We start from the raw sequence: 19,132 nt of genomic DNA, 5'->3' as shown, positions 1-19,132 counted from the left end.
TAGCGGAAGAAGTCTAAAAGTCAGTGGTATTATCAGAAAAAGGGGAATAATTTGATTATCATTTTCTGGGTGGATGCATAACATGGTAGGAAGCAATCGGGAGAGGAGTGTAGTAATAGAATGAATGAAATAAATTTACATTCAGGAAATCAGCAGGCAATGTATCCAAATGAATTTTATAACGATGCCGGATTTAACAATCACATATATAATTATGATACCAGGCGTCCATTTTATCATCATGGTCCAGGACCTTTTTTTGGCAATCCTGTTTTGGGATTTGGGGTCCCGTTTCTGGGAGGGCTGGCAACAGGACTATTGCTTGATGGTGCAGGGGGACCACCGCCATTTTACCCGTATCCTCCTTATTATCCGTATCCGCCGTATAGTTATTATCCTTATTGATAATAGATCTGTTTATAGTATCTACTGAAAAGGTAAGCAGAGAATTTCTGCTTACTTTTTATGGATATATCAGTTATGACGACTATCCAAGTGTGAAAGTCCAGTATGGGGGGCATGTCATATCACAGTTTGGACTTTTTTATGTGAAAAAACTTCGCAGCCTTTTCTAATCTAAAGCTTTAAAAAAAGGACAAGCTTATCTTTATTTGATAATGAATATTTTATTAAATAACTAGAGCTTAAAACCTGCTTGAACAATTTGTGAAATGAAATAATATTCTCATATATTCTGAAATTTTCGTTACAACTTCCTGCTTCGATATATAATTAAGTAATGGCTTACAAAAAGTTATTGATTAAAAATTCGTGAAAGAAGGAAAGATGCTGATGAATCGGAATTTATTTAAATCTTTCTTTGTTTGTGTTTAGCAATAGCTCCCTTTACTTTGGCAAATGCTGAATCACAAGATGAAGATTTGTATGATAGGGATGAGCTCATACTTGGTGATGAATTAGCCGAAGACGAGGAAATCGAACTTGATGATGAGGATGTATTGATTGGCGAATTTACAAACCCGATTGAATTGTACTATGAAGATTTTGAGAGTAAAGAAGAATTAGAAGCAAAAGTAACAGAATTTCTTAATGACGAGTCCGTTTCAGGAGTTCAAGTTATACCTAAAGAAGAGAATATGTTACCTCTACAAGCTGTTCGATTACCGGGAGAATGGTATAAGTACGGTAATTCAAAAATAAAATTTTTAAAACGAAGTAACAAATTTGGCCCAGCAGTTAATAGCGTTGTCAGTGATTCGGGAATAACTATCCATCTTAATGATAGTAATAGTTATCCGGCCATTTACTCTGGAAACTCTGGCTTAAATGCATCAATTATTTCTATGATAGTTGGCTTTAACGTTACAGGTTCTTATACTGTATCATTCTCTGGATCTTATACAGTCCCTGAAAAAGTCAACAATAAAAAGGTAGAAAGTGTCCAGCTTAACTCAAAATTAATATATCAAATGGTTTCTTATACTGTCGTAAGCCCAGCTCATCCAAACGGCAAGACCGGGACAGCTAAAAAATCTGTTGGTATTTATTATGAGAAAGAAACAACTTATAAGTAATGATAATTTTAAGACTGCCATTTGGCAGTTTTTATTTTGCATAAATATGGAACAACTCTATTTTTCGCATAGCAAAGCCAAGCCCACTCATTTTCTGGGTGAACACATACACTAAAAGAGGATTGGATAAAAAGAAAGAGGAGTGAGCATGAAATGGATAAGACACATATGCTTCCCGCTAATCAGATGAATCATCAGAGTAATATGGATTCCCGACTCTTTTTTGGAGGACCAGGATGGGGTCCGGGATTTTTTGGTCCAGGATTTTATGGACCAGGTTTTTTTGGCCCTGGTCTTATTGGTCCGGGATTTGGAGGTCCGTATTATGGAAACCCGGTCTTTCAATACGGAATACCGTTTCTAGGTGGAGTAATCACAGGGATGGCTATTGATAATTTCCCGCGTTATAGCTCTGAGCCATATGGATATCCAGCTCCATATTGGGGAGGAAATCAATCTATTTAGATTTAAAAGGAATGCTAAGCTTTAGCACTGTAAGGTGATTAGGTCTGGAGAAAAGGAAATTTTTAATGGTAAAGGGAATCAAATCTATGTATCCTTAGAAAATACATAGATTTGATTTTATCCAGGATATAATGAGGTAATTCAATTAATACTTGTAAAACGTTTTCAATTTGTTTATACTTATACTAAATCGGTTTACTAAACCGATTTAGTAAGGTTCGTTTTAAAATAATTTTTAATAGGTGAAGCAGATGAAAAGAATAACAATGACAGATGTTGCCAAGCAAGCCGGGGTATCTAAAAGTACTGTTTCGCAGTATTTAAACGGAAGATTTGAATATATGAGCAAAGAAACCCGAACGAAGCTGGAGCAGGCTGTAAAGGAATTGAACTATCAGCCCAATATGGTAGCCAGAAGCCTAAAGCAAAAGTCTTCAACAACCATTGGTGTCATTGTAGCCAATATACTTCATGTATATTCAACTCAGGTTATTCGGGCGATTGAAGATTTATGCCATGAAAAGGATTTTCACCTTATTGTGTGCAATGCAGATGATCAGCCGGAGAAAGAGAAGAAGTATATTGAAATGTTGAAAGCAAAGCAGGTGGACGGGATAATTGCTTTTCCAACCGGTGGCAATGTAGCACTGTATCAACAGCTGACAGAGGAAGGATACCCAATTGTATTTATGGATCGGATTGTCGAGGGGCTGAAGGTCGATACAATTCTATTAGATAATAAAAAAGCCGCAGCCCTTGCAGCAGATGAGTTAATGCACAAAGGCTACAAGCATATAACAATGGTTGGTCCTCCTTTTACACATCAGGTTACTCCGAGAGTTGAGAGAGCGCAGGAATTTATCAAAAAAGTACAGGAAGAAGATAACCATATGCTGAAGCTCTCAACGATTAATGGAGAAATCAGAGAAATTAAGGAAAAGCTGCAGGAACTGTTTCAGCAAAAAGAAAGACCGGATGCTATTTTTGCAATGAATGACCTGACCTTGCATGAGGTACTATCCTTTTTGAAAAAGGAAAAGCTGCAGATACCTTCAGATGTTGCTGTAATTAGTGTGGATGAGGTATCATTTGCTGCGTTTTATACCCCTCCTTTAACAACTATTTCACAACCGGCGTTTGAAATGGGGAGAAGAGCAGCGGAGATTTTATTTACTTTAATTCTAGAGCCGAACAAACAGCATCGTTCCAAAATAATCCGGTTTGAACCAGCATTGAATCGGAGAGAGTCCTGCTAAGAAAATTATCAGTAGAAAACAGAAAGATGGACAAGCTTAAAAAGGAGGAGTTTTTGATGAATATTATAGAAGGAATTAAACGGGAAAAAGTGGTTGCTGTTATCAGGAAATCTAACAAGGATAATATTGTGCCTATACTGGATGCTTTGGCACAAGGAGGTATTCACCATGTAGAAATTACTGCAGAAACACCAAATGTCAATGATATTATCGCAGAAGCAGCTGCTAACGCCGACGAGTCGGTTAAGGTTGGAGCTGGAACAGTATTAGATCCGGAAACAGCAAGAGCTGTAATTTTAGCAGGTGCCTCTTTTGTTGTTGCACCAACGTTAAATAAAGATACGTTACAGTTATGTCAAAGGTATGGAGTGGAGCATATTCCGGGCGTTTTTACACCAACAGAAATTTTGACAGCATATGAGCATGGTGCCCGCATGGTGAAGGTATTTCCTGCTGAAGCAGCCGGACCTCGATATATCAAGAATATTCTTGGGCCGCTTCCGCATGTAACGGCAATGGTTACAGGAGGGATTACTAAGGATAATCTAAAAGACTATCTCCGAAACGGGAGTGCAGCAGTTGGTCTCGGCAGTAATTTAGTAGATGCATCTAAACTAAAAACGGAAGATGATTATCATGCTTTAACTGAACGGGCAAAGGAATTTATTGCATTAACAAAATAATAAATTTTTATCAACAAACAGATACTTATAGAATTTCTGCTGGGAGGAAGAGAAATGATTGATGTAATTAGTATGGGAGAAGCAATGGTTGTCTTTAATCCAGATATAAAAGGGCCGATGAAATTTGTTAACGGTTTCCAGAAAAATATTGGCGGTGCAGAATTAAACCTGGCGATTGGCTGTTCCCGGTTAGGATTAAAAACGGGTTTTATCAGCAGACTGGGTAATGATGAATTTGGAAAATCTATCCGCACATTTGCCAGAGGAGAGCAGGTTGATACGTCTGAGCTTAAGCTTGTAAAAGGTTACCCTACTTCTGTGTATTTTAAAGAAATTATGGAGGATGGTAATGTACAGACATTTTATTATCGGGACAAATCACCAACGCTGACGATGAAGCCGGAGGAATTAAATGAATCTTATATTAAAAATGCACGTGTGCTCCATATCACAGGAATTTTCCCTGCCATCGGGGGAGATAATTTAAATGTCATGATGGAATCAATCCGGCTTGCCAAAAAACATGGAGTGAAAGTATCTTTTGATCCAAATATCCGTTTAAAAATGTGGACAAAAGAAGAAGCAAGAAAAGTTTTATTAGATATCCTTCCACATGTGGATATTTTGCTTGCCGGAGATGAAGAAATGGATATTATTATTGGAGAAAGTAATCCTAAAGCAATCATTGAAAAAACAAAAGAAATTGGAATTCCAACTATTATTGTAAAACGCGGAGAACATGGATCTGCCGGATACCATCAGGGACAGCTCATATATGCAGATCCTGTGAAGGCAACAAAGGTTGTGGATACAGTCGGTGCAGGTGATGGATTTAATGCCGGTTTTTTATATGGTTATTTGCATGATTGGGATTTAGAACGCTCCCTCCATTTCGCAAATACAATTGGCTCTATGGTTGTAAGTATTACCGGAGATAATGAGGGTTTGCCGTATTACGAGGATGTGCAGGAAAGGCTTGGCGAAATAGAGAAAGTAGAACGGTAAAATGTCTTCAAAAAGGGTTAGGGATTGCAGCAGGCGGTAATTTTTACGATTTTTCTGAAGATGACTTGCATTCTATGTTATGATAAGGGTAAGCATTTTTTGCATAAATTGTATAAAAGTATGCTTTTAGTAAAGCTATCAATTGTTTAAAATGATAAACAAGAAAGGTTGATTAGTATGAAACTGGGCACAATTGGGTCGGGTAAAATTGTTCAGGAAATGTTACGGGCAATTGAACCGATTGAAGAAGTAACTTGTGTTGCTGCATATTCCAGAAAACAAGAAACAGCTGATGAATTAGCTGGAGAGTATCAAATTCCTAAAACGTATACATCCCTTGAAGATTTTTTTGCTGATGAGGAGATGGATACCGTATATATCGCTTCCCCCAATAAGCTGCATACAGAGCAGGCGCTCCAAGCTGTGGAGAACCATAAGCATGTGATTTGTGAAAAGCCATTTACACCGAATGCAGCGGATGCAAAAAAATTAAAAGAAGCAGCGGAACAGAATAATGTGTTTATTTTTGAGGCAATCCCGACGCTGTTCTTACCTAACTTTTTAGAGCTGTCCAATCATATTGAACGGTTAGGACAAATTCGGCTAATTCAATGTAATTATAGCCAATATTCCAGCCGTTACGATCAATTAAAAGCTGGCGAGGTAACAAATATGTTTGATCCTGCATTTGCTGGCGGTGCATTATCTGATATTAATATCTATAATCTCCATTTTGTATTGCGTTTGTTTGGTAAGCCGACAGAGGTGACATATAAAGCAAATTTATTTGAAAATGGGATAGATACCTCAGGGATTGCTTTACTCTCTTATTCTGGATTTCAAGCAAGCTGTGTTGGCTCAAAGGACACTACAGGGGAAAATTTTGTTTCCATTCAGGGAGAGGACGGGTATATGTATATTAAGCCCGGTGCAAATGGCGTGAATAATGTAAAAATCACAATTGATGGAAAAACAAAGGATATTTCTGTAAAACAGGACCGCGCACGACTTGCTTATGAGTTTATTTATTTTAATAAAATCATCAAAAAGAATAATAAAAAATCGTATGATGAATTAATAAATCATACTATCGCAGTTGCTGAGGTTTTAGAAGACGCACGTGCCCAGGCAGGGTTGTAAGCCCGTCCTGAGTTAATCAAGAAATAAAGGAAATAGTTTTTCCGTATCTAATCAGCAAATGTCTGCTATCTTCAATCGGGACAACCTTCCGCAGGAATTCTCAATCTTCTCCTGAGGAGAGATTGTCCATAATAAAATATAAACTTAATCGCCGTATAGACTTACTATACGGCGATTTTTTCATCATTTATGGAGGACTTTTTGCATATAATTCTGAATGTGCGTTATTCTTCAATATCTATAAAATGGGATGATATGGATTGTTTCGGAATATTTATGATTAAAATTCCATTTTCAAGGGTTGCTGTTGTGCTATTTTTTGGTATATTAAAAGGGAGTGTGATAATTCGTTCTTTTTGCTGGATGGATGTTTTATCAATGTTCTTCGTATCTGCGCTTAATGATAGGCTTTCTTTCTTCTCTAATTTTATTTTAATACGGTTACCTATCATTTCAATTCGAATATCCTGACGGCGGTATCCGGGAACCTCTGCTTTTACATAAATGTTGTTTTCTTCTTCGATTATTTCTGCGGGAAAATCATTAAGTATCTGACCCTGGAAGGATTTAAAAGAACGTGAAAATAAATTATCCATTCGATCCATAAATTGTTGAAAGGGGGCAAAATCAATATTCCAGTTCTCAGGGAATACTTTTCTTTTATCAGAATGAGAATCATGCTTATTAGAATCCATCAACAAACCTCCTTTATCTAACTTTTGATTTTCGTGATAAAACTATTCTATGCAGGCAGGGTAAAAGCCGTGTGCAAAAAAAGAACCGTATATCTAATCTGAAATCATTATAAATTATCTTATTTTATCTATATCAGAAATACATAAGCTGGATAAGGAGAAATATAAAAATAAGGGAGAGAAAAAATTGAGCGATTTTTGTAAAGAATGTGGGAACCCCATTTCGGAAGGGGCTATGTTTTGTAAGAATTGTGGAGCAAAAGTAAATAAAATCCTTTCAGAAAGTGAGTCTCAAAAAGAACAGGCAGCAACAAATAATCAAGCAGAATCGCAGGTATCAACCTCGCAGGATAAATCAGAAGATTCAACACAGTACGGACAGGAAACGCCAAAAGAAAAGAAGCCGCTATCAAAAAAGCAAAAACTGATTTTTAGTCTTGCAGGTGTCTTAGCAATTGCTGGAATTGGATTTTATATTTGGGGTAATTCGTATTACGCGGAAGAAAAAGTTGTTGAAAGATTTGTAGAAGCTTTAGTAGAAGAGGATGCAGATGAATTACATAGTCTTGTACGTATGAATGGAAATGAAATTTCTGAAGAAGAGGCAAAAGCATTGGCACAGCTGGCAGGAGAAAATCACAGAAATGTGAATATCAATGAGAACCGTCCGGAACGGGTAATATCTGATGGCACTCTTTTTTCTGTAGAAGAAGCAGATGAAAAAGGAATGCTTGTCTTTACGCAGTATATTATTGAACTGGAGCCGCAATATGTATCTATCAACTCTGACTTAGAAGATGTTCAAACAACCTTTAATGGGAAAGAGTTTGATATCAGTGAACAAACAAGCTATTCCATAGAATACGGCCCAATTGCACCAGGAGCTTACGAGGCAATAAGTAAGATAAGCACAGATTTTGGAGATTTAGAAAAGGAGCAGACAGTGGTTTTAGCTGATTATTATAATTCATCTTCTTTGGAATTTGATGTATCAGAGGTCACTATCTATCCGAATCTGGAGACAAATTTACCGTATGATGAAATCACCTTTACAATAGACGGCCAGCCGGTAGAAATTGATCTTACAGAATACTCTGTTGATATCGGTCCTATATTGACAGACGGCTCATTAACATTAGACACAAATGTTGAAACGCCGTGGGGAGCAATGGAAATGGACCCTGTTGCTATTGATGACCGGTTCGTTGATGTAAATATTGATTTCTTTAATGATACAATTAAAGAGGATATGGCAGATTCCGTTGTCCAGTTTGCTGAGGAATATATTGCAGCTATTGCGAATCATGATACTTCTAACATGGAATACGTATCAGACTATGTAAAAGAGGATATGGAATTTGATTTTGAATATTTTTCAGATGAGCTTTACTTTGAAGGGAGCTTAGATGAGGTTGGTATCAGCTTTGCAGATTTAGAAGAAATGTATACGTACAGTGATGATGGACCTTATTTTGAGGTGCCGGTGGAATTATATGTGACAGGTGCATTGGAAGAAGGAGCTGACCAGGAAGAAGGCGCTCTGCCGCTCCTGCTTGAAATCAGATATCAGGACGATAAGTGGATAGCTGAAAGATTATATGATTCCAGCTACACTACAGCAACAGAGTTCCAATTATATGATGGATCAGGAGAAGTATATGAAGCTTCAGGTTCAAGCAGTGATGACGCAGACGATGAAGAGGATGAATAAAATATAAAGCGTAGGGGCTGGAGAATATCTGAATCGATGTTCTCCAGCTTCTTATATATTTGATAAGGAAGCAGTTAGAAAAAGATCATACTGAATATTTGTATAAAAAAACTTGACCTGACAGCCACTTATCCGCTAATCTATACTCTACGAATAATATAGAAGCGAGGAAGTCAGACAGTGAATATGTACACAGATAAACGGGCAGATTTTTATAAAGACCGTTATGAAAATAGAGCAAGATTAATCATTAAATGTCCTGATCAGCCGGGCATTGTCTCTGCAATTTCTACTTTTTTATGGAATGAGCAGGCAAATATTGTTTCATCTAACCAGTTTACAGTAAATCCAAAAGGCGGAGAATTTTTTATGCGCCTTGATTTTGAATATCAGCCGGGAACAAATGTTGAAAAGCTGAAGAAGGAATTCCAGGAGGTAGCAGAACGCTTTCAAATGGAATGGCGTTTAAGCCTTGTTCATGAGTTGAAAAATATTGCTATCTTTGTTTCCAAAGAGCCGCATTGCTTATTAGAGCTTCTATGGGAATGGCAAAGCGGGGACTTAATGGCAAATATTCCAGTGGTTATCAGCAATCATGAAAATTCTCGGGAAATGGTTGAAGCATTAGGAATTGACTTTTATCATTTGCCGGTTACAAAAGAAACAAAACAAGAGATAGAGGCGAAGCAAAAAGAAATTTTAGAGGACTATGACATTGATCTAATCATTCTTGCAAGATACATGCAAATCCTTTCGCCGACATTTGTTGAGGTATTTAAAAACAGAATTATTAATATCCATCATTCTTTCCTGCCCGCTTTTATCGGGGCAAAGCCGTATGAACGTGCTTTTGAAAGAGGAGTGAAAATGATTGGTGCAACATCCCATTATGTAACAAATGATTTAGATGAGGGGCCAATTATTGAGCAGGGAACAGAGCCTGTCAGCCATGAGCATAATGTCGATGATTTGAAGAAGATTGGACAGTCCATTGAACGCCGGGTGCTGGCACAGGCTGTTAAGTGGCATTTAGAAGATCGTATTATCGTATATGGAAATAAAACAATTGTATTTGAATAAAAAACAAAGAGGTGGAATCCAATTGATTCCACCTCTTTGTTTTAAAAATAATTAATTCTTTTCTGTTTCGCGTTCCCAGCATTCAATGCCGGACTGGTCATCTAAAATGTCTTTATAAAATACAGGATCTTTTCCTTCTTTCCGCTGTTTCATGTAATCCTTTAATAAAATATTGGCTTTTTTAAACAAGGCTGTGATGGCAAATAGGTTTAGTAAGGCAAGCAATGCCATAAAAATATCCGCCAATAGCCAGACAAGATCAAAGGATGCGAATGTACCGAAGATTACCATCAGTATTGCAGCAATTCGATATAGAAAAATCAATACCTTGGAATTTTTAATATAAGCCAGATTGTTTTCCCCATAGTAGTAATTTCCAAGGATAGATGTAAAAGCAAATAAGAAAACAGAGATAGCAATAAATATACCAGCCCAGCCTCCTAACATTTGTGTGAAGGCTGTTTGTGTTAAAGCAATTCCATCTGCATCACTGCCGGCAAAACCGCCTGCAGACAGAATAACTAAACCAGTGGCAGTACATACAAGCAGTGTATCAAAGAAAACACCTAATGCTTGTACTAATCCTTGTTTGACGGGATGACTCACATCAGCAGTTGCTGCAGCATTTGGTGCTGCTCCCATTCCAGCTTCATTGGAGAAAAGTCCACGACGGATACCCAGCATAATAGCAGCTCCGAAGCCTCCGCCGGCAACCTCACGGATACCAAATGCATTTTCAAAAATTAATACAAACATATCAGGAATTGCAGTGATATTTAATATAACGATAATCAATGCAAGCCCGACGTAAATAATTGCCATAAATGGAACAATAATTTGTGAGACGTTGGCAATACTTTTTAAACCGCCAAAGATAACTGCTGCTGTCAGGATTGTCAGGATAATGGCAATCCAGATCGGGCGGACGTTAAATTGTGAATCGAATGCGATACTTATTGTATTTGACTGTACCGAGCTGAATACAAATCCATAGGTGAAGGTAATCATAATCGCAAAAATAATTCCCAGCCAGCGTTTATTCATACCTTTTTCCATATAATAAGCAGGACCGCCGCGATATTGATTATTATCTTTTTCTTTGTAAAGCTGTGCTAATGTGCTTTCTACAAACCCGGATGCTGCACCGATAATGGCGATAAGCCACATCCAAAATAAAGCACCAGGACCGCCTAAAGCTATCGCCGTTGCCACTCCTGCCATATTTCCTGTACCTACCCGGGAAGCGGCACTGATTGCAAATGCCTGAAAAGAACTAGTTCCCTTCGTACCAGATGCATCATAAGAACGTTTGTCGAATACAGTACGAAACATTTCCGGCAATAAACGAAATTGGACAAATCCAGTCCTGAAAGTGAAGTAAAGTCCTACTCCAATTAATACGACAATCAGGATATAAGTCCAGATAAAATCATTAAAATGATTTAAAATTGTATAAATAAAATCCATTATTATCTTCCTTTCTGGTTGAAGACTGCTTCTTTTGCTGTGTAAATCTGCGGGAATATTAGAAATGAAGCAAGGTAAAATTAACACTGCATAGGGTACCTTGCTTTGTAAGGAATTTCTAAGCTGATGAAAATGTCAAGGAATGTAATACTGTACACTGATAGTATTAGATAAAGACAATACATTATAGCACAGATTTATAATAGTTCCATTAATTTTTAAAGAGGGGAATAATTGTAAAAATTCATAGAAGTAAGAGTGTTTTGTAGCAATGAAAAAACTTCTTATCCATAAAGAAAACTTATAGATGAAGAAGTTTCTTCTACACTATGCAAATGCTTAAAATTATTATAGATTTTATGATGGAAAAATAAACTAGGTATCAGTCTCATTAGAAGGCGGTCATACCAAAGTTTTTTTATTTGGTCTTACTGAGAGTTTCCTTTATGGCTGAAAGATAGTAATAAGGTGTTGTACTGCTTTCTCTATTTCCCGTTCCTTCATTCCTGCAAAACCGATCACAAATTGCGGGTGTGAGACAACAACATTTTTAGATGCATAATAGGAGATTGGATAAAGCTTGATTCTTTGTTGGACGGCTCTTTTCATTATCTCTTCTTCCGTTAATCCATTTCGTACTTCACAGACGACATGGAGACCGGATTGTTCGCCCAAAAGCTGGATAGAAGGCTTATAAGCCTCGAAAAGCTGCTGTACGAACTCAAATTTCTTCCTGTAGATTTTTCGCATCCGATTCAAATGTTTTTCAAAATATCCTTCCTGAATAAAGTGTGCCAGTACGTGCTGGTCAATTCGTGAAACCGTAGAATGATGAAAGGAAAGTCTGCTTCGATACTGCTCTAATAATGTTTTTGGCAAAATCATATAACTGATCCGCAAAGATGGAATTAATGATTTGGAAAAGGAGCCTAAATAAATAACCCGGTCATTAAAATCCATTTTTTTCATGGGAGGAATTGTTTTCCCTACATATCGAAATTCACTATCATAGTCATCCTCGATAATAAATCTGTTCTCTGCTTCATTTACCCATTGTAATAGCTGATTACGCCGGTTGATAGAAGTAACTGTTCCATATGGGAAATGATTGGAAGGAGTTACATAGATATAATCAGGCTCTAAAAGACGGACTGCTTCAATAGAAACCCCTTCTTCACCCATATCTAAGGCTCGTCCTAAAAAACCAAAATGTGTAATTAATTTCACCATCAATTGATAGCCGGGATCTTCAATTCCAAATATAGTTGAGCCTGGCAGTAAAGAAAGAAGCTGCTGCATTAAAACCTCAATCCCTGCTCCTACAACAATTGTATCTGGATCGCAGTCAATCCCGCGTGCGTGATACACATAGTGTGCGATAGCTTCACGCAGCTCCTTGTCTCCTTGAGGATTGCCAAGTAAAAGTAAATCATGATTCACTTCATCAATAACATGTCTGTTCAGACGTCTCCACTGGGAAAAAGGAAATGCTTCGGTATCAATTTTATTTGGAGAAAAATCAAATAAAATTGCTGGTTCCTTCTCAAGTTTAGGATCTTCTTTTTTTATTGGATGCTCCACAAATTCTAAATCTCCATGTGCCAGGACATAAAACCCTTTTCTCGGGCGTGATGTAATATATCCTTCTGCCACAAGCTGTTCAAAAGCTGTTTCTACAGTGTTTTGACTGACTTCTAAATGGTTGGCGAGTTTACGCTTAGAAGGCAGCTTTTGCCCATAGGGAAGCCGCTCCTCCACAATTTCCTGTTTTATAAACTCATAAAGCTGTTCATATAAAGGTGTACTTATTGTTTCATCTAAATGGACAGATAATAGATCCATTTTCCCCCTCCTTTAAAACTGACCTCATTAAAATATATAAAATTGGCACTTTCATTCATGTCATATTATTTTTATAATAATAAAAAATCAGTAAAGAATCTAGGGGGAAATAACATGACAGATCGAGTTACAGGTACAGAACGTGTAAAAAGAGGAATGGCGCAAATGCAAAAAGGCGGCGTGATTATGGATGTTGTCAACAAGGAACAGGCAAAAATCGCAGAAGAAGCGGGTGCTGTTGCAGTAATGGCATTGGAAAAGGTTCCATCTGATATCCGTGCTGCCGGGGGCGTTGCGAGAATGGCAGATGTAAGCATTGTAGAGGAAGTAATGGAAGCTGTATCTATTCCAGTTATGGCGAAGGTTCGTATTGGTCATATTGTGGAAGCACGTGTGCTGGAGTCGCTTGGTGTGGATTATATTGATGAAAGTGAAGTGCTTACGCCGGCGGATGATTTATTCCATCTGGATAAAAAGCCATTCACTGTTCCATTTGTATGCGGATGCCGTGATTTAGGAGAAGCAGCCCGCCGGATTGGCGAGGGTGCATCGATGCTGCGCACAAAAGGCGAGCCGGGAACAGGAAATATTGTGGAAGCAGTACGTCATTTACGTGAAGTACAATCGCAGGTAAGAAGAATTGTACATATGAACGAGGATGAACTCATGACAGAAGCTAAAAACCTTGGCGCTCCATTCGAAATTTTACTGCAGATTAAAGAAGCAGGCAGACTGCCAGTAGTAAACTTTGCAGCAGGCGGTGTAGCAACTCCGGCTGATGCTGCGCTTATGATGGAACTTGGAGCAGACGGCGTCTTTGTCGGATCAGGCATTTTTAAATCAAAAAATCCTGAGAAATTTGCCCGTTCTATTGTAGAAGCGACAACGTATTATCAGGACTATCAAAAAATTGGCGAGCTTTCTAAGGACTTAGGAGAAGCGATGAAAGGGATTGATATGAAAACACTACGTCCTGAAGACAGAATGCAGGATCGCAGTTTTTAAGTGATGTTGAAGGAGAAAGAGGTGAACAGCATGAGTAGAAACAAGTACAGGATCGGGATTCTAAGCATGCAGGGAGCAACAGAGGAACATGCCGGTCAACTGCGTGATTTAGGACATGAGCCGATTCTTATTAAAAATAAAGAAATGCTGGAGAATGTAGATGGATTAATTATTCCAGGTGGAGAAAGTACAGCTATCTGGCGTTTGATGAAGAAAAATAAACTTATTGAAGCTGTTCAGCAATTCGCTCAATTAAAAAAGCCGATCTTTGGAACCTGTGCAGGTCTTGTGCTTCTTGGTAAAAGTCAGGTGGAAACAGAAGAACCAGTAAGCTTGAAGCTGATGGATATCAAGGTGAAAAGAAATGGATTTGGCAGACAAAAGGACAGCTTCGAAGCAAACTTAGATGTAAAAGGGATAAAGGAAGCTTATCCGGCAGTATTTATCCGTGCACCATATATTGAATCGGTTGGAGAAAATGTAGAGGTTTTAGCTGCGTATGATAATAAAATTGTGGCTGCAAGAGAAGATAATTTACTTGTAGCGGCTTTTCATCCGGAACTGACTGATGATAACCGGTTCTTGGAATTATTTCTTTCGATGGTGGGAGAGAAGTCGGTGTTAATGATTTAATTAAAAGGAATTCCAATGGTTTTAAACCTTAAAAGATTAAAAAGAAAACCTGAAAAAATGGAGATTTCAGCTGCATTTTTTCAGGTTTTTTTAATGCTACTTTCGTCTTTTCAACTTACTGCTTTTTTTTCGTTTCAATAAAGCCTTTCGTAGATCACTCGATTGCTGTTTATTCTCCTGGTCTGCCTTTGTATCGAGGGTGATTCTTGGGTGGGTATGTTCCTCTGACTCCTCAATCCGCACAACTGATTTCACCATACACTCTTCAGGAAGTTCACTGCTTGAAACAAGAATTTCCCGGTTCTCCGCTTCGACTAAAATAACCGCTGTTTCTCCTTCAAAACGATCAATGATTCCTTTCATCTTTTTCCATCTCCTTTAAAAGTCACATATCAGATCCTCGGAGTCTATATCCGCAATCCGGCTTGAACCTAACCCATCAATTTTCTCAAGCTCATCAAAAGCAGCAAATGGACGTTTATCTATTATTTGATCTGCTCGTTCGTCACCGATATGAATAATTTCAGTTAATTCCTCTTTGGGAGCATTATTTAAATCAATACAGCTGGAATCATTCTTTTCATCATTTAAGATGTCTTCTGAAGCAACTTCGTTTTCCTCGTCAGCAGAAGTTTGCTTATCTTCCGCTGCATCCGGTTCTGAAACAGTAATATTTGTGCCCATATCTGTTTCAATAGAATAGGCTTTTCCATCTGTAGTCACCACAATGGTCCCGTCTTTGTCAGTGCCATACCAGTCGATATTTTCCTCATCTAATAATTCAATAACCTCCGGGCTTGGATGACCATAAGAATTGTCTTCACCAGCACTATAAATAGCAATATGCGGCTGAACAGCATTTAAAAATTCCGGATCTGTAGATGTTTTAGAGCCATGATGACCTAAATGTAAAAAGGTGCTGCCGAGATTAGAAGATTCCATCATCTCTTTTTCTTCATTCACTCCTGCATCTCCAGTCAGAATAAATGAAACTTGATCATAGGCTAAACGAATACTGATCGATTCTTCATTTACTTTTCCAGAAATGTCCTCAGGGTACAATACTTCTATTTCGAGTGGGCCTAATTCATACTCTTCCCCGGTCCGCGGTTCATGATAACCGATATCCTTGGATAGGATTTTTTCCATAGCTGTCTGGTATGTATTAGATGTACTTTCATTGCCGGACATCCAAACTTCATCTACAGCAAAATGATCAATAACCTTGGAAAGCTGGCCAATATGGTCTGCATCCGGATGACTGATAATGACCAGGTCAATGTCTGTAATGCCCTGCTCCTCTAAATAAGGTACTACTTCATTTCCCTGCCAGTCTCCTGTGTCAAAGAGGATAACGATTTCTTCGTCTTCTTCCTCCAAAGTGAATAAAGTGGAGTCACCTTGTCCAACGTCAATAAAGTGCGCCCCGAAAGCACCATCCACTGTATTGGATTGTGCTGCTGAATCTGACTCTGCCTGACAGCCTGCCAATACAAACATAATAATAAAACTAAAATAAATAATTTTTTTCAAATGTCATTCTCCTCGTACATGTAAATCTTTTTATTCATCGTGATATAGTGCACCAATCGCGCCAGCATGTTTTCCTTTTTCTAAAAAAGTCAAGTTATAATCAAACATACTTTCAAAAGAAGCAATTACCTGTTTTAAGAGCGGATTTCCAGTTAATGATCCACCAATCATTACGATTTCTTTTGTTTCTAATGAATTTGCCGTTAAGCTGGAAAGCAATACAAGCGTTTCTCCGATCAACTGGGTCAATGCCGCCATCTGATCTTCAACAGAAACCGATTTATCCAGCTGGTCCTTTCCGAAATTAGCAGCAGTCAAAGAAGCTTCAATAGGAGAATTGTTAAATTGGTAAATATCCGAAACCATCAAATCACTTTTGCTTCGATCTCCTTTAGAGGCAAGCTCAACCAGAGATTGATAATCAGATGTACCTGCAATAATTGCGCCAATGCCAGTAAACAATCCACCGCCGATTCCTGTTCCTGATAAGCGGTCTGTTTTGTGAAAAAAAGAGGTGCCTGTACCAATATTCACCAAAAGATAATCTGTTTTTGGAAGCTTATTTTCTTTCAATAGTAAATATTTTGTTCCCTCTATGACACACTTAAATTCCTTTAATATAGAAATTGATTTATTGGAAGCTTTCAGTGCTTCGGCTCTGCCGCCTGTCACGTGCAGAGCTGCTTCCGGTGCAATCATTTCCAGCCATTGAACCACTTCATCAATCTGCTTGGCAGAATAGGTCTTTAATCGAAGCCTGCCTTCTTCTTCATATGCAATTTTTATTAAAGATCCGCCTGCATCAATACCGATTCGTTCCATAAAAAACACCCTCCTTGAATATAAAGCAGCTATTTTGTGATCACAGAGAATTAATATAATTGTACCATTCCTTAACATAAGAACATTCATTCCTATATTATCATAATTATTTAGAGTTTAGATAACGCAAGCTAATTTATTTAATAAACAAATATGAATGGAGCTATTAAAAAATAAGTCCCAATGCAGATGAAGGATAAGAAAAATAAAAATCTCTAAAATTATTTTCAGAAATAAAATAAAGCCAGGTTTAAATAAAAAGAAATTGAAACTTTTAAAACAGTCATTCGTAATAGTATAATAAGAGAAAGAGTATAGACGAATATACTTAGGCAAGAATGATTAATCACTTAGGAGTGAGTGTATGCGGGCAATATTGCAATTTTTAATGCAGAGCTTTGTTGGTGCTGTCAGCCTGACAGCTATATGGCTTGTAAGCTTTTTTATATATGGACAGACTGTACTGTTAACTAGTCTTTTTGCTGCAATCGGCGGCGTATTGACTTATGCAGCTGCAAAACAAATCATGGATTATCGATTTGTCAGAAGTCAGGGATTAACCAAAAAAGAATATAAATTTATTGATACGAATTTAAAAGAAGCCAGAGGCAAGATAACACGCATGCAAAAAGCCTTATTCAAGGTACGGTCTTTCCAGCATGCGCGGGAAAACTTAGCTATCGTAAGAACTGCACAAAAAATATATAACAACGCAAGAAAAGAACCGATGCGATTCTATCAGGCAGAGAGTTTTTTCTATAACCATTTAGACTCGCTTGTGGAATTATCAGAGCGTTATGCTTACCTTTCCAGCCAGCCTTCCCCATCTATCGAGATGCAAAAATCGTTAAAGGAGACCAGGCAGACACTTACTGCCTTCAACCGGACGATAAAAAAAGATTTACAGGTGATGCTCAGAGATGATTTAGAAACATTGGATTTTGAGCTGGATGTAGCAAAGCAGACGCTGCGCCGATCTAAAAAATAAGGAGGATATCTACATGACTGAAAAAGACCATTCTAATGATTCTATAAATGATTTATTAAATGATCCGTTTGGGGAAAGAACTGAAATTTCTACGGGTACTTCAGATCAAAATTTAGAAAGTGCAAAAGCGCCAAGGCTTGTCGACAAGCTTCCAGCTGAACATCGTAAAAAAGCAGAACAATTAGCGCTGCAAATTGATACGACAAATCAGCAGTCTTTAGTAAAATACGGTGTGGAAGCACAAGCAAAATTACATCAATTCTCCCATGAAATGTTAGAGCATGTCCAAAAACAGGATGTCAGTCAAATTGGCTCCATTTTAACGGAGCTGATGAAAAAGCTGGAGGATATCGATCCTTCTGAATTACAGGAAGAAAAAAACGGGTTTTTATCACGTTTATTTGGAAAACTGTCGAAATCAGTTAATGAGGTGCTGTCACGTTATCAAAAAACTAGTTCTCAGATTGACCGTATCAGTGTGCGTCTGGACCGAAATAAAGACTTACTTTTGTCTGATAATGTTATGCTCGATAAACTATTTTCAATGAACCGGGATTATTACGATGCTTTAAACATTTATATTGCTGCCGGAGAATTAAAGGTAGAAGAAATTAATAATGATATTATCCCGCAGCTTCGTCAAAAAGCGGAAACAAGCGGGAGCCAGATGGATGTACAGGAAGTAAATGATATGCTTCAATTTGTGGACCGGCTTGAAAAACGGACGCATGACCTTAAGCTAAGCCGTCAAATCACAATGCAAAGTGCCCCGCAAATCCGTCTTATTCAAAATACGAATCAGGCACTTGTGGAAAAAATCCAATCGTCTGTTTTAACGGCTATTCCACTATGGAAAAACCAGGTAGCTATTGCTTTGACTCTGCTGAGACAGCGCCATGCGATGGAAGCGCAAAAACAGGTATCACAAACAACGAATGATTTATTATTAAAAAATGCAGATATGCTGAAAGAAAATACAATTGAAACGGCGAAAGAAAATGAACGTGGTCTTGTGGATATTGATACATTGAAGCAGACACAGGAAAAATTAATGTCTACCATCGAAGAAACCATACAGATTCAATCAGACGGACGCAAGAAACGTAATGAAGCTGAAAAAGAGCTGATCAGCATGGAAGAGGAATTAAAAAATAAAATGCTGGAGTTTAAAGAATAAATGAGGAGAAGGCCAGGCGTATAGCCTGGTTTTTTAGTGCACAAATATCTTCTATTGTTGCCCCTATACTAAATTGTAAAAACCCTCTAAAATTA

19 protein-coding genes are annotated in these 19,132 nt (G+C 37.8%); 13 read left to right on the top strand and 6 right to left on the bottom strand.

Annotation, left to right across the window (positions count from 1 at the left end):
- Window positions 1–120 precede the first annotated feature (120 nt).
- The 7 genes from ymaG to OSO01_RS11845 all read left to right on the top strand — a co-directional run bounded on the left by ymaG (window position 121) and on the right by OSO01_RS11845 (window position 6,084).
- Window positions 121–405 carry an inner spore coat protein YmaG gene (gene ymaG, locus OSO01_RS11875; RefSeq protein WP_147210655.1) on the top strand — a complete coding sequence of 95 codons (285 nt, stop codon included), beginning with the start codon at window positions 121–123 and terminating at the stop codon, window positions 403–405.
- 446 nt (window positions 406–851) lie between these two features.
- The gene (locus OSO01_RS11870) at window positions 852–1,535 is read left to right on the top strand and encodes a hypothetical protein (protein ID WP_147210654.1); all 684 of its coding nucleotides are present in this window, start codon (window positions 852–854) and stop codon (window positions 1,533–1,535) included.
- A 153-nt stretch (window positions 1,536–1,688) separates the two neighbouring features.
- Window positions 1,689–2,000: a hypothetical protein gene (locus OSO01_RS11865; protein WP_147210653.1), complete on the top strand. Its 312-nt coding sequence runs from the start codon at window positions 1,689–1,691 to the stop codon at window positions 1,998–2,000.
- Between the two features lie 251 nt (window positions 2,001–2,251).
- On the top strand, window positions 2,252–3,256 hold the full coding sequence (locus OSO01_RS11860; protein WP_147210652.1) for a LacI family DNA-binding transcriptional regulator: 1,005 nt from the start codon (window positions 2,252–2,254) through the stop codon (window positions 3,254–3,256).
- Window positions 3,257–3,312: 56 nt separating this feature from the next.
- On the top strand, window positions 3,313–3,939 hold the full coding sequence (locus tag OSO01_RS11855) for a bifunctional 4-hydroxy-2-oxoglutarate aldolase/2-dehydro-3-deoxy-phosphogluconate aldolase (protein ID WP_147210651.1): 627 nt from the start codon (window positions 3,313–3,315) through the stop codon (window positions 3,937–3,939).
- A gap of 54 nt (window positions 3,940–3,993) precedes the next feature.
- Complete coding sequence (locus OSO01_RS11850; RefSeq protein WP_147210650.1) at window positions 3,994–4,944, top strand: sugar kinase; 951 nt, start codon at window positions 3,994–3,996, stop codon at window positions 4,942–4,944.
- Between the two features lie 177 nt (window positions 4,945–5,121).
- Window positions 5,122–6,084 (top strand): Gfo/Idh/MocA family protein, encoded by a 963-nt coding sequence (locus OSO01_RS11845; protein WP_147210649.1) that lies wholly within the window; start codon window positions 5,122–5,124, stop codon window positions 6,082–6,084.
- A 224-nt stretch (window positions 6,085–6,308) separates the two neighbouring features.
- On the opposite strand, the gene OSO01_RS11840 is transcribed toward OSO01_RS11845, so the two are convergent.
- Window positions 6,309–6,779 (bottom strand): Hsp20/alpha crystallin family protein, encoded by a 471-nt coding sequence (locus tag OSO01_RS11840; protein ID WP_147210648.1) that lies wholly within the window; start codon window positions 6,777–6,779, stop codon window positions 6,309–6,311.
- Between the two features lie 187 nt (window positions 6,780–6,966).
- Between OSO01_RS11840 and OSO01_RS11835 the strand changes: the two genes are divergently transcribed.
- On the top strand, window positions 6,967–8,490 hold the full coding sequence (locus OSO01_RS11835; RefSeq protein ID WP_186813647.1) for a TcaA 3rd/4th domain-containing protein: 1,524 nt from the start codon (window positions 6,967–6,969) through the stop codon (window positions 8,488–8,490).
- 180 nt (window positions 8,491–8,670) lie between these two features.
- A complete protein-coding gene (gene purU / locus OSO01_RS11830; protein WP_147210646.1) occupies window positions 8,671–9,570 on the top strand; it encodes a formyltetrahydrofolate deformylase in 900 nt (299 codons plus the stop codon).
- A 51-nt stretch (window positions 9,571–9,621) separates the two neighbouring features.
- Here the strand turns inward: purU and OSO01_RS11825 are convergent, their stop codons facing one another.
- Complete coding sequence (locus OSO01_RS11825) at window positions 9,622–11,037, bottom strand: alanine/glycine:cation symporter family protein (protein ID WP_147210645.1); 1,416 nt, start codon at window positions 11,035–11,037, stop codon at window positions 9,622–9,624.
- Between the two features lie 444 nt (window positions 11,038–11,481).
- Window positions 11,482–12,879, bottom strand: coding sequence for a MocR-like pyridoxine biosynthesis transcription factor PdxR (gene pdxR / locus OSO01_RS11820; protein WP_147210644.1), 1,398 nt, complete (start codon window positions 12,877–12,879; stop codon window positions 11,482–11,484).
- 114 nt (window positions 12,880–12,993) lie between these two features.
- On the opposite strand from pdxR, the gene pdxS reads away from it, so the two are divergent.
- On the top strand, window positions 12,994–13,884 hold the full coding sequence (pdxS, locus tag OSO01_RS11815; protein ID WP_147210643.1) for a pyridoxal 5'-phosphate synthase lyase subunit PdxS: 891 nt from the start codon (window positions 12,994–12,996) through the stop codon (window positions 13,882–13,884).
- Window positions 13,885–13,914: 30 nt separating this feature from the next.
- Entirely contained in the window at window positions 13,915–14,517 is a 603-nt protein-coding gene (gene pdxT, locus OSO01_RS11810) for a pyridoxal 5'-phosphate synthase glutaminase subunit PdxT (RefSeq protein WP_147210642.1), read from the top strand.
- Window positions 14,518–14,613: 96 nt separating this feature from the next.
- Here the strand turns inward: pdxT and OSO01_RS11805 are convergent, their stop codons facing one another.
- The 3 genes from OSO01_RS11805 to coaW are packed head-to-tail and all read right to left on the bottom strand — an operon-like array spanning window position 14,614 to window position 16,872.
- Entirely contained in the window at window positions 14,614–14,880 is a 267-nt protein-coding gene (locus OSO01_RS11805) for a DUF3006 domain-containing protein (protein ID WP_147210641.1), read from the bottom strand.
- A gap of 15 nt (window positions 14,881–14,895) precedes the next feature.
- Window positions 14,896–16,050 (bottom strand): MBL fold metallo-hydrolase, encoded by a 1,155-nt coding sequence (locus tag OSO01_RS11800; protein ID WP_246145141.1) that lies wholly within the window; start codon window positions 16,048–16,050, stop codon window positions 14,896–14,898.
- Between the two features lie 30 nt (window positions 16,051–16,080).
- A complete protein-coding gene (gene coaW, locus OSO01_RS11795; RefSeq protein WP_147210640.1) occupies window positions 16,081–16,872 on the bottom strand; it encodes a type II pantothenate kinase in 792 nt (263 codons plus the stop codon).
- 364 nt (window positions 16,873–17,236) lie between these two features.
- Here coaW and OSO01_RS11790 point away from each other — a divergent pair, with 364 nt between their 5' ends.
- Complete coding sequence (locus OSO01_RS11790) at window positions 17,237–17,860, top strand: 5-bromo-4-chloroindolyl phosphate hydrolysis family protein (RefSeq protein ID WP_147210639.1); 624 nt, start codon at window positions 17,237–17,239, stop codon at window positions 17,858–17,860.
- A 13-nt stretch (window positions 17,861–17,873) separates the two neighbouring features.
- Complete coding sequence (locus OSO01_RS11785) at window positions 17,874–19,037, top strand: toxic anion resistance protein (RefSeq protein ID WP_147210638.1); 1,164 nt, start codon at window positions 17,874–17,876, stop codon at window positions 19,035–19,037.
- Window positions 19,038–19,132: the final 95 nt, after the last annotated feature.

The organism is Oceanobacillus sojae, assembly GCF_007991515.1.
Classification (GTDB): domain Bacteria; phylum Bacillota; class Bacilli; order Bacillales; family Amphibacillaceae; genus Oceanobacillus; species Oceanobacillus sojae.
Note: the sequence above shows the minus strand (reverse complement) of the source record. Positions and strands in the feature narration are given on the sequence as shown.